Origin of the sequence: Pseudomonas plecoglossicida NBRC 103162 = DSM 15088, assembly GCF_000730665.1 — a bacterium.
Classification (GTDB): Bacteria; Pseudomonadota; Gammaproteobacteria; order Pseudomonadales; family Pseudomonadaceae; genus Aquipseudomonas; species Aquipseudomonas plecoglossicida.
This window is the reverse complement of record NZ_BBIV01000030.1, coordinates 1-25,077: the sequence shown is the minus strand read 5'-3', so window position 1 is coordinate 25,077 and position 25,077 is coordinate 1. Positions and strand designations below refer to the sequence as shown.

The window sequence follows — 25,077 nt, the reverse complement described above, 5'->3', positions numbered from 1 at the left end:
CGCTGCGCCCGGATCTTGCTTTACACTGCCGGGCGTACATTCCTTAACCAGTTGACGAGACGATCGTGCTCAAGGCACTCAAGAAAATATTCGCCAAGGGGGACGCCGCCCCTCAGGCCGTCGCGCCTGCTGCCGGCGTCACGCCGCCTGCGCCCGTCGAGCCACCCGCGGCCCAGCCTCAGCCACCGCGCAAGGCACCCCACACCACGGCTCGCGACCAGGACCAGGTTGAAACGCCCGCCGCCGCACCGGCTGCCGAGAAACCGGCCAAGGACAAACCGCGCCGCGAACGCAAGCCCAAGCCCCAGGCCAGCCTGTGGAAGCCGGAAGACTTCGTGGTCGAGCCGCAGGAAGGCAAGACCCGCTTCCATGACTTCAAGCTCTCCAACGAGCTGATGCATGCCATCCACGACCTCGGTTTCCCGTACTGCACGCCGATCCAGGCCCAGGTACTGGGCTACACCCTGCGTGGCCAGGACGCCATCGGCCGCGCCCAGACCGGTACCGGCAAGACCGCCGCGTTCCTCATCTCGATCATCTCCCAGTTGCAGCAGACGCCACCGCCCAAGGAGCGTTACATGGGCGAGCCGCGCGCGCTGATCATCGCCCCGACCCGCGAGCTGGTGGTGCAGATCGCCAAGGACGCTGTCGCCCTGACCAAGTACACCGGCCTGAACGTCATGAGCTTCGTCGGTGGCATGGACTTCGACAAGCAGCTCAAGGCCCTGGAGGCCCGCCATTGCGACATCCTGGTGGCCACCCCAGGCCGCCTGCTGGACTTCAACCAGCGCGGCGAAGTGCACCTGGACATGGTCGAGGTGATGGTGCTGGACGAAGCCGACCGCATGCTCGACATGGGCTTCATCCCCCAGGTACGGCAGATCATCCGCCAGACCCCGCCGAAGAGCGAACGCCAGACCCTGCTGTTCTCCGCCACCTTCACCGAAGACGTGATGAACCTGGCCAAGCAGTGGACCACCAACCCGGCGATCGTCGAGATCGAGCCGGAGAACGTCGCCAGCGAAACCGTCGAGCAGCACGTCTACGCGGTGGCCGGCAGCGACAAGTACAAGCTGCTGTACAACCTGGTGACCCAGAACCAGTGGGAACGGGTGATGGTGTTCGCCAACCGCAAGGACGAAGTGCGGCGCATCGAGGAAAAACTGGTGCGCGACGGCATCAATGCCGCGCAACTGTCGGGGGACGTGCCGCAGCACAAGCGCATCCGTACCCTGGAGAGCTTCCGTGAAGGCCGCATCACCGTGCTGGTGGCGACCGACGTGGCTGGCCGCGGGATTCACATCGACGGCATCAGCCATGTGATCAACTTCACCTTGCCGGAAGACCCGGACGACTATGTGCACCGTATCGGCCGTACCGGCCGTGCGGGCAGCAGTGGTGTGTCGATCAGCTTTGCCGGCGAGGATGATTCCTACCAGCTGCCGGCGATCGAGGAGCTGCTGGGGCGTAAGATCAAGTGTGAAATGCCGCCGGATGAGCTATTGAAGCCAGTGCCGCGTAAACATCATTGATATCGGGGCTGCTTTGCAGCCCAATCGCCGGCAAGCCGGCTCCCACACTTCGAGAACGGTGGAGGTCCTGTGGGAGCCGGCTTGCCGGCGATCCGGGGCAAAGCCCCGGCCACCCCCTTGACACCTACCAGCGCCCAGCCGCCTCCTGGTCACCCTGCTTCCCTTCCACCCACCTCGGCCCCTCCTGGGTATTTTCCTTCTTCCAGAACGGCGCCCGCGTCTTCAGGTAGTCCATGATGAAGTTGCAGGCATCGAACGCCGCCTGCCGATGGGCACTTGCCACGCCGACGAAGACGATCGGCTCACCCGGCTCCAGCGCGCCGATCCGGTGCAACACCTCGACCTTGAGCAACGGCCAGCGCTGCTCGGCCTCCACCACGATCTTGGCCAGCGCCTTCTCGGTCATGCCCGGATAGTGCTCGAGGAACATCCCGGCCACGTCGAGGCCATCGTTGAAATCACGCACATAACCCACGAAGCCGACCACAGCCCCCACGCCGACATTCGCGGCATGCATGGCATTGACTTCGAGCCCCGGGTCGAACGCCGCTTCCTGAACGCGCACGGCCATGTTCAGCCTCCGGTAACGGGCGGGAAGAACGCGACGTCGTCGCCCTCTTCCAAGGGTTCATCGAGCCTGCACAGTTCTTCGTTGCGCGCACACATCAGGTTCTGCTCGGCCAGCAACGCGTACTGCCCACCCTTGGCCAGCAACGCCTGACGCACATCGTCGAGCACCTTGAAATCGCCCTCCACCCGCTCGGCATCGACACCCAGCAGCTCGCGGTAGCGCGCGAAGTACATCACCTTGACCTTCATCACGCCTGCGCCTTGTAGTGGCCGCTCTTGCCGCCGAGCTTCTCCAGCAGGCGCACCTGCTCGATGACCATGCCCTTGTCTACGGCCTTGCACATGTCGTAGATCGACAGCGCGGCAACGCTCGCGGCAGTCAGTGCCTCCATCTCCACGCCGGTCTGCCCGGCCAGCTTGCAGCGCGCGACGATACGCACCGCATCCACGCCTTCGGCGCTCAGCTCGACCTTGACGCTGGTCAGCATCAGCGGGTGGCACAGTGGGATCAGGTCGCTGGTCTTCTTCGCCGCCTGGATGCCGGCAATGCGCGCCACGGCGAACACATCGCCCTTGGGATGCTCGCCGTCGACGATCATCTGCAAGGTCTGCGGCAACATTCGCACGCGTGCCTCGGCAATTGCCTCGCGTGCGGTAACGGCTTTTTCAGTGACGTCGACCATGTTGGCGCGCCCCTGGGAATCGAGATGGGTCAGCACTGCTCTGCTCCTGTGAAGGGAGCTCTTAGCTTAAACCTTCAGGTCAGGATTTACTTCACTGATCAACCAGTCTCTTGCATCCAAGCAAGCATCGCGCCAGCTACCCAAGACTCGAGCGCTGGCACCTTCACCCTTAAAGAGCACGAGTGAGTTGCAACAGTCTTCACCTGATATTTTTGTCAGTTATACCAATTCAATCAAAGGCGTAAATTCAAGGTTCACACGCTGAGGTATTGACAAATGGCAAGCTCGAAACCGCTTCTCTTCCACGTACAGAGGCGAGCGCTGCCTGCGCCTACTGTTCCACAAGCTCAGGCAGGTATTATCGACGCTCCGGATGTACCCGCTCGGATGGTCATACCTGCTGAGGCGGGGCTGCAACCAGGAGACAGTGTCCGCGCCGTCATGGGCCCACTGTTTAGCCAAGTGCAACAAGTCAAACCCGGCGTTCAGACAATTATCGATATCCCCCCTTCCCAGCTTTGGCAGCTGGACGGTCAAGGATCAGCCGTCTGGGCCTACGAAGTCATGGTAAACAACAACTGGCAGCGGTCCTCTCCCATCATGATTGCCGTTGTCACTAGAGCGAGGCAGGAAAACTGGGCAGGAGAAAGCCAACGCGACATTCCAGTAGGCGGTAGCACAACTTTTATCAATTCCCGGGTCACGCTGACTTTTCTCAGAACATCAGGCTACGGCATAACAATACAACCCGGTCGTTTGTTTATTGGGACACACAGCCAATCACGATATGATTTCCCGAGCAGTTTTACTACGTTTAGTGGCCACGTATCAGCCATTGACAACACAGTACCTGCAACCCACATCCTAAATTTTTACGACCAGGGAGGGGGTACATTGGCAATCTTCACCTACCTTACACAAGCAGTTCATCAATTCCCTTTACCTACTCTTCTCCAGCTCGTCAGCGAATCTGGCGAGTCGAGGTAATTGCAGGCGCTGAATCCGATCCGGGGTTCTATTTTTTCGACTTCTCTTGGAAGTAGCTCGGTTGAAAACAAAAGTCGCCATGCTCTTTCGGGCCATACCATGGGTCACCCGACGATCACACGGCTGACTTGCTGCAAAGCTTCGATAAACCCTTGTGCAACCCTGTGAAGTTGCAAGCCTGCACGTGCAGGCTTGCAACATTTTGCACCTCAGGGTTACAAATGCGACTCGGCATACTCGGCCAGCACCGAGCGCGGCACCCCTTGCAGGGTGATGTGCACGCCATGGGGGAAGTCCTTGAAGCGCTCGGTCAGGTAGGTCAGGCCCGAGCTGGTCGCGGACAGGTAAGGGGTGTCGATCTGCGCCAGGTTGCCCAGGCAGACCACCTTGGAGCCGGAGCCGGCACGGGTGATGATGGTTTTCATCTGGTGCGGGGTCAGGTTCTGGCATTCGTCGATCAGGATCAGGCTCTGCTGGAAGCTGCGACCGCGAATGTAGTTCAGTGACTTGAACTGCAGCGGCACCCTTTCGAGGATGTACTCGACGCTGCCGTGGGTGCTTTCGTCATCCATGTGCAAGGCTTCGAGGTTGTCGGTGATGGCGCCCAGCCAGGGCTCCATCTTCTCCGCCTCGGTGCCCGGCAGGAAGCCGATCTCCTGGTCCAGCCCCTGCACGCTGCGGGTGGCGATGATGCGACGGTAGCGCTTGCTGACCATGGTCTGCTCGATGGCCGCAGCCAGCGCCAGGATGGTCTTGCCGGAGCCGGCGGCGCCGGTCAGGTTGACCAGGTGGATATCCGGGTCGAGCAGCGCGAACAGCGCCAGGCTCTGGTGGATGTCCCGTGGCTTGAGGCCCCAGGCCTCCTGGTGCAACAGCGGTTCCTGGTGCAGGTCGAGCAACAGCAGTTCGTCGTTGCGGATGCCCTTGACCCAGCCGACGAAACCCTGTTCATCGATGATGAACTCGTTGATGTGCACGGCAGGCAGGTTGTCGATCATCTGCACCCGATGCCAGGTGCGGCCGCGCTCCTGGCGGGTATCGACCTTGCTGACCCGATCCCAGAACGAGCCGGTGACCGAGTGGTAGCCCTTGGACAGCAACGACACGTCGTCGACCAGCTGGTCGGTGCTGTAGTCCTCGGCCGCTATCCCGCAGGCACGCGCCTTCAGGCGCATGTTGATGTCTTTGGTGACCAGCACCACGTCCAGGTCGGCGCGCCGGCTGCGTACTTCGAACAGGGTGTTGATGATGATGTTGTCGTTGAGGTTTTCCGGCAGCAGCTTGCTGGGTTCGTTGCGCGGCGACATCAGGATCGACAGGTAACCCTTGGGCCCGCTCTTGCCACGCTGGATCGGCACGCCCTGCTCGACATCGCTGGGTGTGGCGTCACCGAGGGTCTGGTCGATCAGGCGAATGGCCTGGCGACATTCTGCGGCGATGGTCTGTTTGCCGGTCTTGAGCTTGTCGAGTTCCTCCAGCACCGTCATCGGAATGGCGACGTGGTGCTCCTCGAAGTTGAGCAAAGCGTTGGGATCGTGAATCAGGACGTTGGTATCGAGTACATAGAGGATTGGCTTGCTGGAGGAAGGGTTGCGTCCTTGGTCATCCATTCTCGGTCACCTTATGTCGAAGCCACACGGCGCGTTCTGTTGCGCCGCAGAGTGACTGCCGGTCTTCCCGTATCCGCGTTGCTACGGGCGGGAAGCGAACCTGGCAAGGTGGGCCTGGATGACGCCACCTGTGCTGCAGGAATCGGCTGTCTGGTTTCTTCATACCGCAAAAGCCATGACTGAAAAAAGCTTTTTTACGTGCCGATGAAGTTTATTTTTCCGAATGACGAACAGGACTTGGCGGCCAACCCAGACGGGACTACAGTCAAAAGTCACACCCTCTATTCGCGATGAGCGTAATCGCGGCAGTCTTCCCAGCCGATCCCGCTTTGCACCGTGTTGTGCAGCAACCAGTCCACCGCAGGCTGTGCCTTGGGCAGGCTGTCATGCAACTGGATCACCCCCTTGCGCCAGAGCAGCATCAAGGTCACTACCCGTTGCGCAGAAGCCTCGGCGCTGAGCGCGCTATCGTCCTGGGCATCGATGTCCCACAGTGAAACCCGCAACTGCTGGCTGGCCATGAATGCCTCGCCATCGGCACGGCGCTGGCCGTAGGGCGGGCGGAACAGCGGCACATACTGCTGCGCAAGGTCGGCCTGGACGCGGGCCTGGGCGCGCCTGATCGAGTCTTGCCAACCGTTCCACTGCGCGTGGGAGCGATACTCCCAGCCCTGGATCCCTACGCATTGCCCTCGGTAGAGCTGGCCAAGAGCGCCGGCCGCACCGCCATCACGACGCTGCTGCAGGCGATTGCCCAATATAAAGAAGGTGCCCTGGATTTTCTGTCTGCGCAGGTAGTCTGCCAACAGGTCGGTGCTCCCCCCTTCAGGGCCTGGCCCGCCGACGAACGTCAGCAGGAACATGCGGTCGTTGAGTTCATCGCCGTTGCGCTCCCGGCTGGACAGACGCTCCACCTCACTGCTGGTCTGCGGCAACAAGGCTGCCTTGCGCAGCTGTTCATCCAGGTAGCGCACATGAAACTGGTGGCTGGGCTCGATCCATCCGGTATAGAAAGTGCCGACATCTGCAGCGAAAGTCGCTGCTTGCAAGCGCAAATCCGCCATTGACCCAACGGGGTAGCAGAACGAGGCATCTTCCGTGCAACTGCGCTGGGCTTGCTGGTACGACAGCCACAAACGCTGCCACATGTGCGCACGCAGCGCCCGGATCTTCTGCAGGTTGATCTGTCGCAAGCCCAAACGTGCGGCCAGTGCAGCATCGTCGAGCAGTTCGCTTTCGTGGAGCACCTGGGCGAATGACAAGATCTCGGCACGCGAGGCAACATCGAACAGCGCCGGGCTGTCCAGTTGCTCGGGCCACAGGCTGCGGTCCAGGCTGGCCGGGGGGATGGGGGCGGCCTGGGCGGCCAGGCTCAACAGCGAGGCCAGCAAGGCACCGGCAATGCGCACGATGAAGGGTCTCCGTGACAGCGAAACGCGCACTATAGCGCCTGCTCGAACAATGGTCTGTGACTATCGTCGCCATAGTTTGGCGCAACCCACCGCAGTCCGTAGAATCCCCGGCAACGATTCCAGGAGCCGACCCGATGCTGACGGTGATTTCCCCCGCCAAGACCCTCGACTACGACACCAAGCCGGTCACCGACCGCTTCACCCTGCCGCAATACCTGGACGACTCCCAGGTGCTGATCCAGCAACTGCGCGAGCTGTCGCCAGCGCAGATCAGCGAGCTGATGCATCTGTCCGACAAGCTCGCCGGGCTGAACGCTGCACGCTTCGGCAGCTGGACGCCAGACTTCACTCCCGCCAATGCCAAGCAGGCGCTGCTGGCCTTCAAGGGCGACGTGTACACGGGGCTGGACGCCGAAACCCTCGGCGAAGACGATTTCACCTATGCCCAGGCGCACCTGCGCATGCTTTCCGGCCTGTACGGCCTGCTCCGCCCGCTCGACCTGATGCAACCCTATCGCCTGGAAATGGGCACCAAGCTGGCCAACGCCCGCGGCAAGGACCTGTACGCCTTCTGGGGCACGCGCATCAGCGAATGGTTGAACCAGGCCCTGGACGACCAGGGCGATGACCTGTTGCTGAACCTGGCCAGCAACGAGTACTTCAGCGCGGTCAAACGCAGCGCCCTCAAGGGGCGGGTGATCAACGTCGACTTCAAGGACCTGAAGAACGGCCAGTACAAGATCATCAGCTTCTACGCCAAGAAGGCCCGCGGCATGATGAGCCGATTCGTCATCCAGGAGCGCATCAGCAACCCGGAGCACCTCAAGCAGTTCGATGTGCAGGGTTACTTCTTCAGTGCCGAGCAGTCGAAGCCTGATCACCTGGTGTTCCTGAGGGATCATCCGGCCGATTGATCCTCGCTTCGATGCAACTCCTTCACCGGCCCACCCACTGATCGCCGCCCGCGACCCCCTCGCGGGCGGCGCTTTATTTCATGTCAGTAATAAACCTGCCTGATTAGCCAAAAATCCGACGCCATAATATTGGCAGCGCTATCGTTATCGCCAAACGCCATAAGACCGTTCGTAGTTTTTTGACGAATTTTGAAAATATTTTTTCCATGCTGGCATAAGAACATCCCCCGTCAGTTTCGCCCTTCATATACAGGGGTGCCTCCCGCCTGTGCCATCAAAGTGAAAGTATCAGTCGCTGAAAAAATATTTAGAAATCTTTCATGCAGGCACTTTGCCCGCCGGAACTTCTCCTGCGAGCAATCGCTCATAGTGCCGTAACGAATTTCATGCGCCCCAGTGTGAGATATGACTTACAGATGACAACCGGCAGTAATCCACTGCCCGCCCTGAGCTCGTCGAGAGGCGCAACGGATTACCTGAGAGCCCCTGTCCATGGAGGATAGACGCGCCCCTTTACAAATCGTCCTAGTGGTTGATTTCAAAGGATTTATCCACTTGAAAGAACAAGCACAGCAACGCGCCAAGTAGCGCATTGTAATAAAGACGCTGCATTAAAGGGCACGCCTTTTAATTACTGGTCATTGACTGCCAACTTTGAGTGCACAACTTTTTGCGCTCCGGAATTATTCATGCCTGCGCTCGGCGAAGTGTGCATTCGCCATGGATCCGTGCGCCTTGGAAATTGTTGTTAATCAACCCAGCTCGGCTCTTTCCGAAGGAGCCGGCGTGATAAACACATGAGGTGATAGCGATGCGTATCAGCATCTTTGGTTTGGGTTATGTGGGTGCGGTCTGTGCAGGCTGCCTGACGGCGCGAGGCCATGACGTGATTGGTGTGGACGTGTCCAAAACCAAGATCGACCTGATCAATCAGGGCAAGTCGCCCATCGTCGAACCTGGCCTGGAAGCACTGCTGCAACAAGGCATCGCCAACGGCCGCCTGCGTGGCACCACCGACTTCGCCGAGGCCATTCGCGCCAGCGATGTGTCGATGATCTGCGTGGGTACCCCGAGCAAGAAGAACGGCGACCTGGGCTTGGAGTACATCGAGTCGGTGTGCCGCGAGATCGGCTACGTGCTGCGTGACACCACCCGCCGCCACACCATCGTGGTGCGCAGCACCGTGCTGCCTGGCACCGTGAAGAACGTGGTCATCCCGATCCTCGAAGACTGCTCGGGCAAGAAAGCCGGCGTCGACTTCGGCGTCGCGGTCAACCCTGAGTTCCTGCGTGAAAGCACCGCGATCAAGGACTACGACCACCCGCCGATGACCGTCATCGGCGAACTGGACAGCGCCAGCGGCGACGTGCTGCAGAGCCTGTACGAAGAACTCGACGCACCGGTCATCCGCAAGCCGATCGAAGTGGCCGAGATGATCAAGTACACCTGCAACGTGTGGCACGCCACCAAGGTCACCTTCGCCAACGAAATCGGCAACATCGCCAAGGCGGTGGGCGTCGATGGCCGCGACGTGATGGATGTGGTCTGCCAGGACAAGGTGCTGAACCTGTCGCAGTACTACATGCGCCCAGGCTTTGCCTTCGGTGGCTCGTGCCTGCCGAAAGACGTGCGTGCCCTCACCTACCGCGCTGCCAGCCTCGATGTGCGAGCCCCGCTGCTCGACTCGCTGATGCGCAGCAACGAATCACAGGTACAGAACGCCTTCGAGCTGATCGAAGCCCACGACAAGCGCAAGGTCGCCCTGCTGGGCCTGAGCTTCAAGGCCGGTACCGACGACCTGCGCGAAAGCCCACTGGTGGAACTGGCCGAACGCCTGATCGGCAAGGGCTACCAGCTGGACATCTACGACGAGAACGTCGAGTACGCCCGTGTCCACGGCGCGAACAAGGACTACATCGAGTCGAAGATTCCCCACGTGTCCTCGCTGCTCAACGCCGACTTCCAGAAGGTCATCGACAACGCCGACATCATCGTCCTGGGCAACCGTGACGAGCAGTTCCGCGCCCTTGCCCAGCAAGCGCCGGCAGGCAAGCAGGTGATCGACCTGGTCGGCTTCATGAGCAAACCGACCTGCACCACCAGCCGTACCGAAGGCATTTGCTGGTAAGCCCTCGGCCGGGCGACGCAGCCTCCCCACTGCGTCGCCCTCCTTCCCCAAGATTTCTCGACGGATGCTGAACATGCAAAGGCTCCAGACAGTGCTGTTGCAGTGCGCCGGTTGGCTGCTCTACATGAGCCTGCTCATGTTGATCGCCCTGGCCCTGCCAGCCGATATCTTCGACTCGCAGTCGAAGCACTTCATCTTCCTGGTCGGCGCAGTCGGCATCTGGCGCTATTCCATGGGCGCCACCCATTTCATTCGCGGGATGATCTTCCTCTACGGCGTCTACCCCTACCTGCGCCGCAAGGTGCGCAAGATGGGCGATGCCGCGGCACCGTCGCATGTCTACCTGATGGTCACCAGCTTCCGTATCGAAGCCCTGACCACCGCCCAGGTGTACAGCTCGGTGATCCGCGAGGCGATCGACTGCGGCTACCCCACCACCGTGGTCTGCTCGCTGGTGGAGATGTCCGATGAACTGCTGGTGAAGAGCCTGTGGGCCAAGTACAACCCGCCCGCCCACGTCAAGCTGGATATCGTGCGCATTGCCGGTACCGGCAAGCGCGACGGCCTGGCCTATGGCTTCCGCGCCATCTCGCGGATGCTCCCGGACGAGAACGCCGTGGTGGCGGTGATCGACGGTGACACCGTGCTCGGTGAGGGCGTGGTCCGCAAGACCGTACCGTGGTTCAAGCTGTTCCCCAACGTCGGTGGCCTGACCACCAACGAATTCTGCGAAGTGCGCGGCGGCTACATCATGAGCGAGTGGCACAAGCTGCGCTTCGCCCAGCGCCACATCAACATGTGCTCGATGGCCCTGAGCAAGCGCGTGCTGACCATGACCGGTCGCATGTCGATGTTCCGCGCAAGCGTGGTGACCAACCCCGAGTTCATCGCCGACGTCGAAAGCGACTCGCTGATGCACTGGCGCCTGGGCCGCTTCAAGTTTCTTACCGGCGACGACAAGTCGAGCTGGTTCAGCCTGATGCGCCTGGGCTACGACACCTTCTACGTGCCGGACGCCGCCATCAACACGGTCGAGCACCCGCCGGAAAAAAGCTTCCTCAAGGCCAGTCGCAAGCTGATGTACCGCTGGTACGGCAACAACCTGCGGCAAAACTCCCGCGCCCTGGGTCTGGGTGTAGGCCGCCTGGGCCTGTTCACCAGCATCGTGCTGTTCGACCAGCGCGTGTCGATGTGGACCAGCCTGCTGGGCCTGACCGTGGCGGTGATCGCCAGCCTCAAGTTCGGCATGGCCTTCCTGCTGGTGTACCTGCTGTGGATCGGCATCACCCGCCTGATCCTCACCATCATGCTGCTGTGCTCGGGCCACAACGTAGGCCCGGCCTACCCGCTGATTCTCTATTACAACCAGATCGTCGGCGCGCTGATGAAGATCTACGTGTTCTTCCGTCTCGACAAGCAGTCCTGGACCCGCCAACCGACTGCCCTCAAGCGTGACCTCGCCAGCTTTCAACAATGGTTCAACACCTGGTCCTCGCGGACCATGACCTTCTCGGCTGCCAGCATCTTCGTCGCTGTGCTGTTCATGGTCGTGTGAGCCCAACCCGGATCGGATCTAACAGGAACAAACCACCATGAATACCGCCGTGAACGTCAATGTCGTGCATGAGTCCGAAGCCCAGCGCCAACACGCCCGGGTACGCATCCCGGCCAAGCTGCGCTTTTTGGACAATGAACGCCAAGCCCACGATGTGAAGGTCGACGACCTGTCCGCCGGTGGCCTGAGCTTCCACACCAAGAAGGTGCTGTCGGTAGGCGACGTACTGCGCGGGCGCCTGCAGTTCGTGGTCGACAACCTCGGGCTGTCGATGGATATCGAGTTCCAGGTGCGCTCCTACATCAGCGACAGCGGGCGTACCGGTGCGCAGTTCCAGAACCTCGAACCGCGCGACATCGCCACCCTGCGCCATATCATCACCAGCCACCTGTCGGGCGAGCTGATCAGTATCGGCGACGTGCTCAGCACCCTGCAGCGCGACAACTTCACCAAGGCGCGCAAGCAGAAGGACGGCGGCTCCGGGCTGTCCGCCTTCGGCCGGCTCAAGGCCGTGACCGTCACCCTCGGCGTGTTTGTGGTGGGTGTCGCCGCCTTCGGTTTCGTCGCCAAGTCGTTGTATGGCATGTACTTCGTCAGCCACGCCGAAGCCGGTGTGGTCGCCGTGCCGACCACTACCGTCACCATGCCCCGCGACGGCACCGTGAGCAGCCTGGTCGAGAGCGGTGGCCAAGTGGTCAAGGGCGCGCCGCTGGCGAGCTTCAGCACCAGCATGCTGGACATGCTCAAAGGCCATCTGGACGACTCGCAGCTGGAGCCGGCCAAGGTCGAGGAACTGTTCGGCAAGCAGCTGTCCGGCACCCTCACCAGCCCCTGCGACTGTGTGGTCTCCCGCCAGCTGGTGGACGACGGCCAGTACGCCGCCAAGGGCCAGCCTATCTTCCAGCTGGTACCACGCACCACCACGCCGATGATCGAGGCGCGCTTCAGCTACCGCCAGTTCGACGAGGTCAAGCCGGGTACCCAGGTCAACTTCCAGATCGCCGGTGAAGACGAAGTGCGCACCGGCCAGATCGTCGGCAGCACCAGCCTCAACAGCGAAGACCTGGCATCCGACATTCGCGTGCAGATCAAGCCGGACAGCAGCCTGCCCGCAGAGCTTGCCGGGCGCCCGGCGTCGGTCAACAGCGACCGCGGCCCTTCGCTCAACTGGCTGATCGACAAAGCCGTGGCCCGTGGTCTTTAAGAGGACAAGCCGATGACCAGCAGACAACTCGATACCTGTAGGAGCTGGCTTGCCAGCGATCGAGTGCGCAGCGCTCGCCCGGCAGATGCTTCACCTGCACTGGCCAATCGCCGGCAAGCCGGCTCCCACAAGGTCCTGTGTGCCTTGACTGCGGCAATGGTTCTCGCCGGCTGTGCCGGCCTGCCCGACCAGCGCCTGGCCAACGAAGCCCTCAAGCGCGGCGATACCGCGCTGGCCGAGCGCAACTACAAGGCCCTGGCCGATCTTGGCTACAGCGAAGCGCAAGTGGGCCTGGCCGACATCAAGGTGGCCACCCGCGACCCGTCGCAGCTCAAGGAGGCCGAAGCCACCTACCGCGCCGCTGCGGCCACTTCGCCGCGGGCCCAGGCGCGCCTCGGCCGCCTGCTGGTGGCCAAGCCCGACAGCACCCAGGCCGAACGTGAAGAAGCCCAAGGCCTGCTCAAGTCCGCCGCAAGCCAAGGCGAAGGCAACAGCCTGATCCCGCTGGCGATGCTCTACCTGACCTATCCACAGAGCTTCCCCAACATCAACGCCCAGCAGCAGATCGACCAGTGGCGCGCCGCCGGCAACCCGGAAGCGGGCCTGGCCCAGGTGCTGCTGTACCGCACCCAGGGCACCTACGACCAGCACCTGGGTGAAGTCGAGCAGATCTGCAAGGCCGCGCTGGCCACCACCGACATCTGCTACGTCGAGCTGGCCACCGTCTACCAGAAACGCGCGCAGGCCGACCAGCAAGCCGCCCTGCTCGGCCAGCTCAAGGCCGCCTATGCCCGTGGCGCGGTGCCGGCCACCCGGGTCGACAGCGTCGCCCGCGTACTGGCTGACCGCAGTCTCGGCCAGACCGACGAGAAAACCGCCAAGGACCTGCTCGAGCAGGTCGCCCCGGCCAACCCGGCGTCCTGGGTCAGCCTGGCGCAGCTGGTCTACGACTTCCCCGAGCTGGGCGACACCGACCAGCTGATGGCCTACATCGACAAGGGCCGTGAAGCCGAACAGCCGCGTGCCGAGTTACTGCTGGGCCGCCTGTACTACGAAGGCAAGACGCTGCCGGCCGATGCCGAAAAAGCCCAGCAGCACCTGCAGGCCGCCGCCGATGCCGGCGAAGTCAGCGCCCACTATTACCTCGGCCAGCTGTACCGCCGTGGCTACCTGGGCGACGTCGAGCCGCAGAAGGCCGTCGACCACCTGCTCAGCGCCGCCCGCGGCGGCCAGAACAGCGCCGACTACGCCCTCGCCCAGCTGTTCAGCGAAGGCCATGGCATCCGCCCGCAACCGGGCAATGCCTGGGTATTCGCCCAGCTGTCCCAGGTCAACCCGACGCCGCAATCCAGCGAATTGCTGCAGCAACTCGACCAGCAGCTCACGCCTGACCAGCGCAGCCAGGCCCAACGCCTGCTGGAGCAAGAGAAGCAGGCACGCGGCAGCATGGTGCAGGGTGGCAACAGCACCCTCGCCCTGGAAGCCCTGCAAGACGATGAAAACGAAGTAGACGGTGAGGACTCGCTATGACGCTCAACCCCTTCGTGAAAGCCGGCATCGGCCTGAGCTTCGCCCTGCTGTGGTCCTGCCCGACCCTGGCTGACATGACGGCGCAGAAGAACTTCGGCCTGGATGTGAAGATCACCGGCCAGTCGGAAGACGACCGCGACCTGGGCACCCGCTCCGGCGGCGACGTCAACGGCCTGGGCCTCGACGTGCGCCCGTGGGTGTATGGCGAACGCGGCAACTGGAGCGCCTACGCCATGGGCCAGGCCGTCGCGGCCACCGACACCATCGAAACCGACACCCTGCGCCAGAACGACGACGGCAGCACCACCGACACCGGCGACGACAGCCGCAAGCCGGACAAGAACTACCTGGCCATGCGCGAATTCTGGGTCGGCTACAGCGGCCTCACCGCCTACCCCGGCGAGCAGCTGCGCCTGGGTCGCCAGCGCCTGCGCAGCGACGACGGCATGTGGCGCGACACCAACATCGAAGCGCTGAACTGGACCTTCGACACCACCCTGCTCAAGGCCGACCTGGGCGTCGCCCAGCGCTTCAGCGAGTACCGCACCGACCTGACCGAGCTGGCCCCGGAAGACAAGGACCGCACCCATGTGTACGGCAACGTCGCCACGCAGTGGACACCCGGCCACTGGGTAGGCGTGCGTGCCCACCACACCCATGACAGCGGCAGCCTGAAGAACCCTGGCGAGACCGTCGACGCGCTGGACAAGACCCGCACCGGCGACCTCACCTGGCTGGGCCTGGAAGCCAACAGCGACGCCTACAACTGGCGCAACGAGCACACCGTCAACTACTGGGGCAGCGTCACCTGGCTGACCGGCGATCGCGACACCCTCAGCAGCCAGCAAGTGGGCGATGAGCAAGTGGCCACCGGCAAGCAGAGCGGCGACGTCAACGCCTGGGCCACCGACCTCGGCATCCGCCTGCGCCTGGACCCGCAATGGCAGGTCGGCGCGGCCTATGCCCGCGGCAGCGGCGGCGGTGGCGACGACGGTTCGAACAACTTCGAGCAGACCGGCCTTGAGAGCAACCGCTCCAACTTCACCGGTACCCGCTCGCGCGTGCACCGCTTCGGCGAAGCCTTCCGGGGCGAGCTGGGCAACCTGCAGGCGGCCACCCTGTTCGCCTCCTGGCAGCTGCGCGACGACTACGACGCCAGCCTGATCTACCACAAGTTCTGGCGTGTCGACGGCAACCAGAACATCGGCTCCAGCGGCATCAACGCCGCGGTCGACGACAACGGCGTCAACCGTCAGCTGGTCGATGGCGAGAAAGACCTGGGCCAGGAAATGGATGTGGTCGTGACCAAGTACTTCAAGCAAGGCCTGCTGCCGGCCTCGATGAGCCAGGCGATCGACGAGCCGTCCGCGCTGGTGCGCCTGCGCGCCGGTGTGTTCAAGCCGGGCGATGCCTATGGCAAGGAAACCGACTCGTACATGCACCGCGCCTTCGTCGACGTGATCTGGCGCTTCTGAGGCCGGGAGAGGACCTGCAATGAACCTTCACCCACACTTACGTCACAGCCTCCTGGCCAGCGCCCTGCTGCTGGCAAGCGGCCTGGCCGTCGCCGCAGAACCTGCGGTGATCGCCAAGGAGCTGCAGCAGGCCAAGACCTACACCGTGTCCAGCGCGCCGGCCGAAGCTCTGCACATGGACCCGCCGAAGCTGCCCGACCTGAGCGGCTACACCTATGAGGCCGTGCAGAAGAAGATCGACCGCCGCCACAAGGGCAAGGTCAGCGTACGCCGCATGCTGCAGGAAGAGTCGCTCAAGGAGTTCATCGGCGGTAACAACAAGGCTGCCGAGTGGGTGCAGCGCCAGCACGGCATTCCCCAGGCGATCTTCGTCGATGACGGCCATGTCGACCTGGTGCAACTGAGCAAGCAGGTACCCAAGCAGTACCTCAGCGAAGTCGAGCCAGGTGTGTACCTGGCACGCCTGCCGATCGTGGTCGGGCAGAAGGGCATCCTGGAGATCGACGGCAAGGTCAAGCAGCTGCGCCTGTCCCAGGAAGGCGGCGCGTTCCTGGTCAACGACGGCAAGCTGTTCGTCAGCGACACCCAGGTGACCGGCTGGCGCGAGAAGGACAACGGCCCCGCCACCTTCCGCTCGCCCAAGGAATTCCGCCCGTTCCTGCTGTCGTGGGGCGGCACCGAGACTTACATCGTCAATACCAAGATGGCTAGCTTCGGCTACGCCAAGTCCAAGTCGTATGGCGTGAGCATCTCGCAGTACACGCCGAACATGGCCAAGCGCATGGGTCGCCCGGAACCCACCGGCTGGATCATCGGCTCGGAATTCAGCGACATGTGGTACGGCTTCTACTGCTACGAGACCCAGGACTTCGTGGTCAAGGACAACACCTACCGCGACAACATCGTCTACGGCATCGACCCGCACGACCGTTCGCATCGCCTGATCATCGCCGGCAACACCGTGTACGGCACCAAGAAGAAGCACGGGATCATCGTCTCGCGTGAGGTCAACGACAGCTGGATCATCAACAACAAGAGCTATGACAACAAGCTCTCGGGCGTGGTGATCGACCGTAACAGCGTCAACAACCTGATCGCCTACAACGAGATCTACCGCAACCACACCGACGGCATCACCTTGTACGAAAGCGGCGACAACCTGATCTGGGGCAACAAGCTGATCAACAACCGCCGCCACGGCATCCGTGTGCGCAACAGCGTGAACATCCGCCTGTACGAGAACGTCGCCATGGCCAACGGCCTGGTCGGTGTCTACGGGCACATCAAGGATTTGTCCGACACCGACCGCGACATCGCCCTCGACCCGTTCGACACCAAAGTGTCGCTGATCGTGGTTGGCGGTGAACTGGCGGCCAACGGTTCCGGCCCCTTGTCGATCGACTCGCCGCTGTCGGTCGAGTTGTACAAGGTCTCCATGCTCGCCCCGCGCAAGGCCAACGGCATCAGCCTCAACGGCATCCTCGGCGAGCGCCAGGACGAAATCCTCGACCTGCTGGTGCGCCAGCAGAAGGCCGTGCTGATCGACCCGGTCGAACGCCAGACCGAAATGATCGATTAAGGAAGCCCAGACCATGACTCCACACCTGATGAAACTGCTGGGCCTGTCCGCCGCCCTCCTGGCCATCAGCCAGGGCGTGCGCGCCGATGAGGTGAAGGCCCCGACCTTCACCGCCGAGCCTTGCTGCCAGCTCTGCCCCGAGGCGCATGATGCCAGCCGCTACACCACCCGCTACCAGCAGAACTTCACCACGCTGGTGCAGGCCAAGGGCGACTGGCTGTTCCGTACCCGCGAAGACCTGCGCACCGAGTTCAATACCACCCCGGCCGGCTACAAGCGCCTGCAGCAGGTGCATGACGCGTTCAAGAAGCGCGGCGTGGAGCTGGTCGTGGTCTACCAGCCGACCCGTGGCCTGGTGAACCGCAACATGCTCAATCCGGCCGAGAAAGCCGCCTTCGACTACCAGAAGGCCCTGGGCAACTACCAGGCCATGCTCAAGCGCTTCGCCAGCATGGGCTACAACGTGCCCGACCTGTCGCCGCTGACCAACGAGCAACTGGCCGCTGCCGACCAGGGCAAGGACTTCTACTTCCGCGGCGACCAGCACTGGACGCCGTACGGCGCCGAGCGCGCGGCGAAGATCGTGGCCGACACCGTGCACAAGATGCCGGCCTTCGAAGGCATCCCGCGCAAGGAGTTCGAAACCCGCAAGTCCGGGCGCATGGGCAAGACCGGCACCCTGCACAACGTTGCCGGACAGCTCTGCGGAACCAGCTACGCGGTGCAGTACATGGACCAGTTCGCCACCGAACCGAAAGGTTCGAGCGGCGGCGGCGACGACCTGTTCGGTGACAGCGGCAACGCGCAGATCACCCTGGTCGGCACCAGCCACAGCGGCAAGAACTACAACTTCTCCGGCTTCCTCGAGCAGTACATCGGCGCCGACGTGCTCAACGTCGCCTTCCCCGGCGGTGGCCTGGAAGGCTCGATGATCCAGTACCTGGGAAGCGAGGAATTCCAGAACAACCCACCGAAGATCCTCGTCTGGGAATTCTCCCCGCTGTACCGCCTGGACCAGGAAACCATCTGGCGGCAGATCCTCGGCCTGCTCGACGACGGCTGCGATGCACGCCCGGCGCTGATGAGCGCCAGCACCACGCTCAAGCCTGGCAAGAACGAGCTGATGGTCAACGGCAAGGGCGGCGTGATCAAGGACCTGGTCAACCGCAACCTGCAGATGGACGTCAAGTTCGAAGACCCTTCGGTGAAGGTGCTGCAAGCGACCCTCTGGTACCTCAACGGCCGCCACGAGGACATCAAGCTGGAGAAACCTGAGACCTCCGACACTGACGGTCGCTTCGTCTTCCAGATGCGCGAGGACGAAGACTGGGCCAGCCAGAACCTGCTGGCCTTCGAGATCCAGGGGCCGGAAAAAGGCACCCAGAAGGTCGAGGCCAAGCTCTGCAAACGCAACAACTTCGCCGTGCCCGCGCAGACCGCGCAGGCCGGCCAGTGAGGCGACCATGACTGAATTCAAGCGAATCGCCAGCCCCGCCCTGCTCGCCCTCGCCCTGTTCGGCGGTGCGGCGCAGGCCGCGCTGATGCCCCCGCAGGGTTACTACGAGGGCATCGAGAAGCTCAAGACCAGCGACGGCAACTTCCGCTGCGAGCCGGCGCCCAAGCCCTACACCGGTGCCCTGCAGTTTCGCAGCAAGTACGAAGGCTCGGACAAGGCCCGGGCGACGCTCAACGCCAGCTCGGAGAAGGCCTTTCGCAAGTCCACCGAAGACATCACCACACTCGAGAAGGGCGTGAGCAAGATGGTCGGCCAGTACATGCGTGACGGCCGCCCGGCGCAGCTCGACTGCACCCTGACCTGGCTGGGCACCTGGGCGCGCGCCGATGCGCTGATGTCCGGCGACTACAACCACACCGGCAAGTCCATGCGCAAATGGGCGCTGGGCAGCATGAGCGGCTCGTGGTTGCGCCTGAAGTTCTCCAACTCGCAGCCGCTGGCCGCACACCAGGCCGAGGCCGAGCTGATCGAGAAGTGGTTCGCCCGCCTCGCCGAACAGACCGTGCGCGACTGGAGCGACCTGCCGCTGGAGAAGATCAACAACCACAGCTACTGGGCGGCCTGGTCGGTGATGGCCACCGCCGTGGCCACTGACCGGCGCGACCTGTTCGACTGGGCGGTGAAGGAATACAAGGTCGGCGCCAGCCAGGTCGACGCGCAGGGCTTCCTGCCCAACGAACTCAAGCGCAAGCAGCGCGCACTGGCCTACCACAACTATGCCCTGCCGCCGCTGACGATGATCGCCAGCTTCGCCAAGGTCAATGGCGTGGACCTGCGCGGCGAGAACGACAACGCCTTGCAGCGCCTGGCCCAGCGCGTGCTGAACGGGGCGAAGGACCCGAGCGCGTTCAAGACCCGCAATGGCGAGAAGCAGGACATGAAGGACCTGAAGATCGACAGCAAGTACGCCTGGATGGAGCCGTACTGCACGCTCTACCCATGCAATGCCTACACCCTGCAGCGCAAGCGCGGCATGCAGCCGTTCGACAGCTTCAGGCTCGGTGGCAACCTCACTCGGGTCTACGACCCGAGCGCGGATACCAAGAAGTAACGCAAGACCCCCTGTAGGAGCGGGCTTGCCTGCGATGCAAGGCGAAGCCTTGCCCTGCCATGGTCGGGGGCCGCTTCGCGGCCCATCGCAGGCAAGCCAGCTCCTACAGGGATCTAGGTAGCCCGCCACATTAGCGTGGGGGGTTTGGGGGGCGCTTTGCCCCGGATGCTGTGAACAATAAGGAGAACCGGGATGGTCTTCTCGTCCAACGTGTTCCTGTTCCTGTTCTTGCCGATCTTCCTCGGCTTGTACTACTTGAGCGGGCAACGCTATCGCAACCTGCTGCTGCTGGTCGCCAGCTACATCTTCTACGCCTGGTGGCGGGTGGACTTCCTCGCCCTGTTCGCCGGCGTGACCCTGTGGAACTACTGGATCGGCCTGAAAGTCGGCGCCGCCGGCGTGCGCACCAAGCCCGCCCAGCGCTGGCTGCTGCTGGGCGTGGGTGTAGACCTGACGATCCTCGGCTACTTCAAGTACGCCAACTTCGGCGTCGACAGCCTCAACGCGATCATCAGCTCGTTCGGCCTGGAACCGTTCATCCTCACCCACGTGCTGCTGCCGATCGGTATCTCGTTCTACATCTTCGAGTCGATCAGCTACATCATTGACGTGTACCGCGGCGACACCCCGGCCACCCGCAACCTGATCGACTTCGCCGCGTTCGTGGCGATCTTCCCGCACCTGATCGCCGGCCCCGTGCTGCGCTTCAAGGACCTGGTCGACCAGTTCAACAACCGCACCCACACCCTGGACAAGTTCTCCGAAGGCTGCACCCGCTTCATGCAGGGCTTCATCAAGAAAGTGTTCATCGCCGACACCCTGGCCGTGGTCGCCGACCACTGCTTCGCCCTGCAGAACCCGACCACCGGGGACGCCTGGCTCGGCGCGCTGGCCTACACCGCACAGCTGTACTTCGACTTCTCCGGCTACAGCGACATGGCCATCGGCCTGGGCCTGATGATGGGCTTCCGCTTCATGGAGAACTTCAAGCAGCCTTACATCAGCCAGTCGATCACCGAGTTCTGGCGCCGCTGGCACATCAGCCTGTCGACCTGGCTGCGCGACTACCTGTACATCACCCTGGGCGGCAACCGCAAAGGCACCTTCAACACCTACCGCAACCTGTTCCTGACCATGCTGCTGGGCGGCCTGTGGCACGGTGCCAACTTCACCTACATCATCTGGGGCGCCTGGCACGGCATGTGGCTGGCCATCGAGCGTGCGCTGGGCATCGACACCAACCCGCAGCGCTTCAACCCGGTCAAGTGGGCGTTCACCTTCCTGCTGGTGGTGGTCGGCTGGGTGATCTTCCGCGCCGAGAACCTGCACGTGGCCGGTCGCATGTACGGCGCCATGTTCAGCTTCGGCGAGTGGCAGCTGTCCGAGCTCAACCGCGCCCAACTCACCGGGCTGCAGGTGGCCACCCTGGTGATCGCCTACCTCACCCTGGCGTTCTTCGGCCTGCGCGACTTCTACCGCAACGCCAAGCCAACGGCCAAGGCGACCCTGGTGCAGGTCAACGCTGACGGCTCGATCGTCCTGGACTGGACCCGGGTCGTCTCCCGCGCCCTGATCCTGACGCTGTTCGTGGCCTCGATCCTCAAGCTTTCGGCGCAGAGCTACTCGCCGTTCCTCTACTTCCAGTTCTGAGGTTGATGACCATGACCCGGACATTACGCATCACTTATTCCCTGTCGTTCCTCGGCCTGCTGGTGGGCATGGGCGCCTGGTCCACCGGTGGCCTGCAAAGCTTCCAGCGCACCGAGCAGATGACCGTGCTCAACGGCAAGCTGGCCAAGGCGGCCGAGACCCACTACGACGACGCGTTCCCGATCAAGCGCCTGGGCACCAACCTCTGGGCCGCGCTGGACTTCAAGCTGTTCAACGAAGGCCGCCCCGGCGTGGTGCTGGGCCGCGACCAGTGGCTGTTCAGCGACGAGGAGTTCAAACCCACCGCCGGTGCCGACCAGCTGATGCAGGAAAACCTGGCGCTGATCCGTGGCGTGCGCGACACCCTGCAACAGCACGGCAGCCAGCTGGTGCTGGCGATCGTGCCGGCCAAGGCGCGGGTCTACTCGGAGTACGTCGGCAAGGAGCTGCCCGCCAGCCTGCATGACGACCTGTACAACCAGTTCCACGCCCAGGCCCGTCAGGCCAACGTGTTCGCCCCGGACCTGATGGCCCCCATGGAGCAGGCCAAGGCCCGTGGCCAGGTGTTCCTGCGCACCGATACCCACTGGACGCCAATGGGCGCCGAGGTTGCCGCGCAAGCGCTGGCCGAGGCCGTCAGCCGCCAAAGCCTGCTCAATGGCGACCCGCAGACCTTCATCACCGAGGCTGGCAGCACCGCCCCGTACAAGGGTGACCTGACCAACTTCCTGCCGCTCGACCCGCTGTTCAGCAACCTGTTGCCGAGCCCGGACAACCTGCAGCAGCGCAGCACGCGTCCGGTCGAGGCCGAAGGTGATGCCGGCGACGCACTGTTCGCCGACAGCCAGATCCCGGTCGCCCTGGTGGGCACCAGCTACAGCGCCAACCCGCACTGGAACTTCCTCGGCGCGCTGCAGCAGGCCCTGCACAGCGACGTCGCCAACTACGCCGAAGACGGCCACGGGCCGCTGCTGCCGATGCTCAAGTACCTGCAAAGCGATGCCTTCAAGAACGCCGCGCCACAAGTGGTGGTGTGGGAATTCCCCGAACGTTATCTGCCAATGAAGAACGACCTCAGCAGCTTCGATCCGCAGTGGATCGCACAGCTGAAAAACACCCGTAAATCCGAAGAAAACCTGGCCTTGTCGTCCACCCGGACGGACCACTGATAGATAGAGAGGAACACGCACATGACTACCAAGACTTCCATTGCCAAAGCCCTCACCCTCGCGGCCGGCCTGTCTCTCGCCTCCATGCAGGCCTTCGCCGGCGCCGACGCTGCGCTGTATGGCCCGAGCGCGCCCAAGGGCTCGACCTTCGTGCGCCTGTACAACGCGGCCAGTGCGCCGGCCGCCGCCAGCGTCGGCAACACCCAGATCAAGCAGGTCGGCGCCCAGGCCAGCAGCGACTTCAGCTTCCTGCCAGGCGGTGACTACAACGCCCAGGTCGGCGGCAAGAGCGTCCCGGTCAAGCTGGCCGCGGACAAGTACTACACCCTGGTAAACAACAACGGCGGCAATCCGCAACTGATCGAAGAGCCTCCGTTCAAGAACAAGCAGAAAGCCCTGGTACGCGTGCAGAACCTGACCGACCAGGCCCTGACCCTGAAAACCGCCGACGGCAAGACCGAGGTGGTCCAGTCGGTGGCTGCCAACGGCCGTGGCGAGCGTGAAATCAACCCGGTCAAGGTCAACCTGGCCCTGTTCGAAGGCAACAAGAAAGTCAGCGACCTGAAACCCGTCGCCCTGGAGCGTGGTGAAGCGGCCGTGCTGTATGTAACCGGTTCCGGCAACAACGTGTCGCCGGTGTGGGTAACTCGCCCCGTGGCTAGCAACTGATCCCTCTGCCTCTTTAACGACCTTATTGGAGAAACATGATGATCCCGGTAATTCTTTCTGGTGGTAGCGGTTCCCGTCTGTGGCCTCTGTCGCGCAAGCAGTTCCCCAAGCAGTTCCTGGCCCTGACCGGTGAGCACACCCTGTTCCAGCAGACCATCGAACGCCTGGTGTTCGACGGCATGGACGCGCCCATCGTGGTGTGCAACAAGGACCACAAGTTCATCGTCCAGGAGCAGCTGGCCAGCCTGAAGCTGGAGACCCAGGCCATCCTGATGGAACCGTTCGGCCGCAACACAGCGCCGGCCGTGGCGATGACCGCCATGAAGCTGGTCAACGAAGGCCGTGACGAGCTGATGCTGGTGCTGCCAGCCGACCACGTGATCGACGACCAGAAGGCCCTGCAACGTGCCCTGGCCCTGGCCACCGTGGCTGCCGAGCGTGGCGAGATGGTGCTGTTCGGCGTGCCGGCCACCAAGCCGGAAACCGGCTACGGCTACATCCGTTCCAGCCAGGACGCGCTGCTGCCCGAAGGCGTGGCGCGGGTCGCCCAGTTCGTCGAGAAGCCCGACGAAAAGCGCGCCGCCGAGTTCGTCTCCGCCGGTGGCTACTTCTGGAACAGCGGCATGTTCCTGTTCCGCGCCAGCCGCTTCCTCGAAGAGCTGAAAAAGCACGATGCCGACATCTACGACACCTGCGTGCTGGCCCTTGAGCGCAGCAAGGAAGACCAGGACGTACTGAGCATCGACGAAGCCACCTTCGCCTGCTGCCCGGACAACTCCATCGACTACGCGGTGATGGAAAAGACCCAGCGCGCCTGCGTGGTGCCGATGTCGGCCGGCTGGAGCGACGTCGGCTGCTGGTCGTCGCTGTGGGAAGTGCACGACAAGGACGCCGATGGCAACGTCACCAAGGGCGATGTGGTGGTGCAGGACAGCCGCAACTGCATGATCCATGGCAACGGCAAGCTGGTGTCGGTGATTGGCCTGGAGAACATCGTCGTGGTCGAGACCAAGGATGCGATGATGATTGCCCACAAGGACAAGGTCCAGGGCGTCAAGCAGATGGTCAAGACGCTCGACGAGCAGGGCCGCAGCGAGACCCAGAACCACCTGGAAGTGTACCGCCCATGGGGCTCGTACGATTCGGTGGACATGGGCGGCCGCTTCCAGGTCAAGCACATCACCGTCAAGCCCGGCGCCAGCCTGTCGCTGCAGATGCACCACCACCGTGCCGAGCACTGGATCGTGGTGTCCGGCACCGCCGAGGTGACCTGTGACGAGAACGTGTTCCTGCTCACCGAGAACCAGTCGACCTACATCCCGATCGCCTCGATCCACCGCCTGCGCAACCCGGGCAAGATCCCGCTGGAGATCATCGAAGTGCAGTCCGGGAGCTACCTGGGCGAGGATGACATCGAACGCTTCGAGGATGTCTACGGGCGTACTTCGACGCCGGTCGAGCGCGGGATTTCGGTGAAGACCATCGCGCAGTGAGTTGAACCCGAGGGCCGCTTTGCGGCCCCATCGCCGGCAAGCCGGCTCCCACAGGGTATCTGCACACACAGTACCTGTGGGAGATCACCCAGCCCTTTCGGGCTGCGCTGTCGCGCAGCAAACATGAGGCGCATGGCTTCAGATCTGCAGCGGCGCTGACATTTTGAAAAAGAAAAGGCGGCTGGCCCGATAGGGCCAGCCGCCTTTTGCTTTGTTAGGGTTCGAGCGCGCGGGACAGAGATCGTAGCCAGCACTGGTGTGTGTCCCCACACCCGCGTGGGAGAGTGATCCGCACGGTATCGGCGTGAAGTCCCTGTAGGCATCAGCTGAAACAGCTGTGACCACGTATG

21 protein-coding genes are annotated in these 25,077 nt (G+C 62.9%); 15 read left to right on the top strand and 6 right to left on the bottom strand.

Translation table 11 applies throughout. The annotated features are described in order from the left end of the window. Window positions 1-65: 65 nt before the first annotated feature. Window positions 66-1,532 carry an ATP-dependent RNA helicase RhlB gene (rhlB, locus tag PPL01S_RS17005; RefSeq protein WP_016395479.1) on the top strand — a complete coding sequence of 489 codons (1,467 nt, stop codon included), beginning with the start codon at window positions 66-68 and terminating at the stop codon, window positions 1,530-1,532. Between the two features lie 124 nt (window positions 1,533-1,656). Here the strand turns inward: rhlB and moaE are convergent, their stop codons facing one another. The 3 genes from moaE to moaC are packed head-to-tail and all read right to left on the bottom strand — an operon-like array spanning window position 1,657 to window position 2,821. After that, a complete protein-coding gene (gene moaE / locus PPL01S_RS17000; protein WP_016395478.1) occupies window positions 1,657-2,103 on the bottom strand; it encodes a molybdopterin synthase catalytic subunit MoaE in 447 nt (148 codons plus the stop codon). 2 nt (window positions 2,104-2,105) lie between these two features. Further along, complete coding sequence (locus tag PPL01S_RS16995; RefSeq protein ID WP_016395477.1) at window positions 2,106-2,351, bottom strand: MoaD/ThiS family protein; 246 nt, start codon at window positions 2,349-2,351, stop codon at window positions 2,106-2,108. Beyond that, window positions 2,351-2,821, bottom strand: coding sequence for a cyclic pyranopterin monophosphate synthase MoaC (moaC, locus tag PPL01S_RS16990; protein WP_016395476.1), 471 nt, complete (start codon window positions 2,819-2,821; stop codon window positions 2,351-2,353). Before moaC ends, PPL01S_RS16995 begins: the two co-directional genes overlap by 1 nt. Before the next feature lie 240 nt (window positions 2,822-3,061). Between moaC and PPL01S_RS25175 the strand changes: the two genes are divergently transcribed. Continuing rightward, entirely contained in the window at window positions 3,062-3,772 is a 711-nt protein-coding gene (locus PPL01S_RS25175) for a hypothetical protein (protein WP_156042669.1), read from the top strand. 215 nt (window positions 3,773-3,987) lie between these two features. Here the strand turns inward: PPL01S_RS25175 and PPL01S_RS16985 are convergent, their stop codons facing one another. Together PPL01S_RS16985 and PPL01S_RS16980 are read right to left on the bottom strand one after the other, a co-directional pair. After that, window positions 3,988-5,382 (bottom strand): PhoH family protein, encoded by a 1,395-nt coding sequence (locus PPL01S_RS16985; RefSeq protein WP_016395475.1) that lies wholly within the window; start codon window positions 5,380-5,382, stop codon window positions 3,988-3,990. A 281-nt stretch (window positions 5,383-5,663) separates the two neighbouring features. Beyond that, window positions 5,664-6,791, bottom strand: coding sequence for a polysaccharide deacetylase family protein (locus PPL01S_RS16980; RefSeq protein WP_016395474.1), 1,128 nt, complete (start codon window positions 6,789-6,791; stop codon window positions 5,664-5,666). Between the two features lie 137 nt (window positions 6,792-6,928). Here PPL01S_RS16980 and yaaA point away from each other — a divergent pair, with 137 nt between their 5' ends. From yaaA to PPL01S_RS16915, 13 genes are all read left to right on the top strand, one after another. After that, window positions 6,929-7,708: a peroxide stress protein YaaA gene (yaaA, locus tag PPL01S_RS16975; RefSeq protein ID WP_016395473.1), complete on the top strand. Its 780-nt coding sequence runs from the start codon at window positions 6,929-6,931 to the stop codon at window positions 7,706-7,708. An 811-nt stretch (window positions 7,709-8,519) separates the two neighbouring features. Then, entirely contained in the window at window positions 8,520-9,836 is a 1,317-nt protein-coding gene (locus PPL01S_RS16970; protein WP_028625771.1) for a nucleotide sugar dehydrogenase, read from the top strand. Between the two features lie 73 nt (window positions 9,837-9,909). After that, window positions 9,910-11,391: a mannuronan synthase gene (gene alg8, locus PPL01S_RS16965; protein WP_033743566.1), complete on the top strand. Its 1,482-nt coding sequence runs from the start codon at window positions 9,910-9,912 to the stop codon at window positions 11,389-11,391. 37 nt (window positions 11,392-11,428) lie between these two features. Continuing rightward, entirely contained in the window at window positions 11,429-12,595 is a 1,167-nt protein-coding gene (locus PPL01S_RS16960) for an alginate biosynthesis protein Alg44 (protein WP_016395470.1), read from the top strand. Between the two features lie 156 nt (window positions 12,596-12,751). Then, window positions 12,752-14,125 carry an alginate biosynthesis TPR repeat lipoprotein AlgK gene (gene algK, locus PPL01S_RS16955; RefSeq protein ID WP_042156306.1) on the top strand — a complete coding sequence of 458 codons (1,374 nt, stop codon included), beginning with the start codon at window positions 12,752-12,754 and terminating at the stop codon, window positions 14,123-14,125. Beyond that, window positions 14,122-15,600, top strand: coding sequence for an alginate export family protein (locus tag PPL01S_RS16950; RefSeq protein WP_016395468.1), 1,479 nt, complete (start codon window positions 14,122-14,124; stop codon window positions 15,598-15,600). Before algK ends, PPL01S_RS16950 begins: the two co-directional genes overlap by 4 nt. Before the next feature lie 19 nt (window positions 15,601-15,619). Continuing rightward, complete coding sequence (algG, locus tag PPL01S_RS16945) at window positions 15,620-17,179, top strand: mannuronan 5-epimerase AlgG (protein ID WP_016395467.1); 1,560 nt, start codon at window positions 15,620-15,622, stop codon at window positions 17,177-17,179. Window positions 17,180-17,192: 13 nt separating this feature from the next. After that, a complete protein-coding gene (locus tag PPL01S_RS16940) occupies window positions 17,193-18,635 on the top strand; it encodes an alginate O-acetyltransferase (protein ID WP_016395466.1) in 1,443 nt (480 codons plus the stop codon). Window positions 18,636-18,642: 7 nt separating this feature from the next. Beyond that, entirely contained in the window at window positions 18,643-19,746 is a 1,104-nt protein-coding gene (locus tag PPL01S_RS16935) for a mannuronate-specific alginate lyase (RefSeq protein ID WP_028625768.1), read from the top strand. A 192-nt stretch (window positions 19,747-19,938) separates the two neighbouring features. Then, window positions 19,939-21,396, top strand: coding sequence for an MBOAT family O-acyltransferase (locus tag PPL01S_RS16930; RefSeq protein ID WP_028625767.1), 1,458 nt, complete (start codon window positions 19,939-19,941; stop codon window positions 21,394-21,396). A gap of 11 nt (window positions 21,397-21,407) precedes the next feature. Then, window positions 21,408-22,565, top strand: a complete 1,158-nt coding sequence (locus tag PPL01S_RS16925; RefSeq protein WP_016395463.1) for an alginate O-acetyltransferase — start codon at window positions 21,408-21,410, stop codon at window positions 22,563-22,565. 21 nt (window positions 22,566-22,586) lie between these two features. Beyond that, window positions 22,587-23,234 carry an alginate O-acetyltransferase AlgF gene (locus tag PPL01S_RS16920; RefSeq protein WP_016395462.1) on the top strand — a complete coding sequence of 216 codons (648 nt, stop codon included), beginning with the start codon at window positions 22,587-22,589 and terminating at the stop codon, window positions 23,232-23,234. Window positions 23,235-23,272: 38 nt separating this feature from the next. Then, window positions 23,273-24,727, top strand: coding sequence for a mannose-1-phosphate guanylyltransferase/mannose-6-phosphate isomerase (locus PPL01S_RS16915; protein WP_016395461.1), 1,455 nt, complete (start codon window positions 23,273-23,275; stop codon window positions 24,725-24,727). 138 nt (window positions 24,728-24,865) lie between these two features. Here the strand turns inward: PPL01S_RS16915 and PPL01S_RS25550 are convergent. Continuing rightward, a partial coding sequence (locus tag PPL01S_RS25550; RefSeq protein WP_217997302.1) for a hypothetical protein occupies window positions 24,866-25,077 on the bottom strand: 212 nt, incomplete at its 5' end.

Coding starts and splice junctions, on each gene's coding strand:
- moaE (WP_016395478.1), bottom strand. CDS start 2,103: ATGGCCGTGCGCGTTCAGGAAGCGGCGTTCGACCCGGGGCTCGAAGTC.
- PPL01S_RS16995 (WP_016395477.1), bottom strand. CDS start 2,351: ATGAAGGTCAAGGTGATGTACTTCGCGCGCTACCGCGAGCTGCTGGGT.
- PPL01S_RS25175 (WP_156042669.1), top strand. CDS start 3,062: ATGGCAAGCTCGAAACCGCTTCTCTTCCACGTACAGAGGCGAGCGCTG.
- PPL01S_RS16985 (WP_016395475.1), bottom strand. CDS start 5,382: ATGGATGACCAAGGACGCAACCCTTCCTCCAGCAAGCCAATCCTCTAT.
- yaaA (WP_016395473.1), top strand. CDS start 6,929: ATGCTGACGGTGATTTCCCCCGCCAAGACCCTCGACTACGACACCAAG.
- PPL01S_RS16970 (WP_028625771.1), top strand. CDS start 8,520: ATGCGTATCAGCATCTTTGGTTTGGGTTATGTGGGTGCGGTCTGTGCA.
- alg8 (WP_033743566.1), top strand. CDS start 9,910: ATGCAAAGGCTCCAGACAGTGCTGTTGCAGTGCGCCGGTTGGCTGCTC.
- PPL01S_RS16960 (WP_016395470.1), top strand. CDS start 11,429: ATGAATACCGCCGTGAACGTCAATGTCGTGCATGAGTCCGAAGCCCAG.
- algK (WP_042156306.1), top strand. CDS start 12,752: ATGGTTCTCGCCGGCTGTGCCGGCCTGCCCGACCAGCGCCTGGCCAAC.
- PPL01S_RS16950 (WP_016395468.1), top strand. CDS start 14,122: ATGACGCTCAACCCCTTCGTGAAAGCCGGCATCGGCCTGAGCTTCGCC.
- algG (WP_016395467.1), top strand. CDS start 15,620: ATGAACCTTCACCCACACTTACGTCACAGCCTCCTGGCCAGCGCCCTG.
- PPL01S_RS16940 (WP_016395466.1), top strand. CDS start 17,193: ATGACTCCACACCTGATGAAACTGCTGGGCCTGTCCGCCGCCCTCCTG.
- PPL01S_RS16935 (WP_028625768.1), top strand. CDS start 18,643: ATGACTGAATTCAAGCGAATCGCCAGCCCCGCCCTGCTCGCCCTCGCC.
- PPL01S_RS16930 (WP_028625767.1), top strand. CDS start 19,939: ATGGTCTTCTCGTCCAACGTGTTCCTGTTCCTGTTCTTGCCGATCTTC.
- PPL01S_RS16925 (WP_016395463.1), top strand. CDS start 21,408: ATGACCCGGACATTACGCATCACTTATTCCCTGTCGTTCCTCGGCCTG.
- PPL01S_RS16920 (WP_016395462.1), top strand. CDS start 22,587: ATGACTACCAAGACTTCCATTGCCAAAGCCCTCACCCTCGCGGCCGGC.
- PPL01S_RS16915 (WP_016395461.1), top strand. CDS start 23,273: ATGATCCCGGTAATTCTTTCTGGTGGTAGCGGTTCCCGTCTGTGGCCT.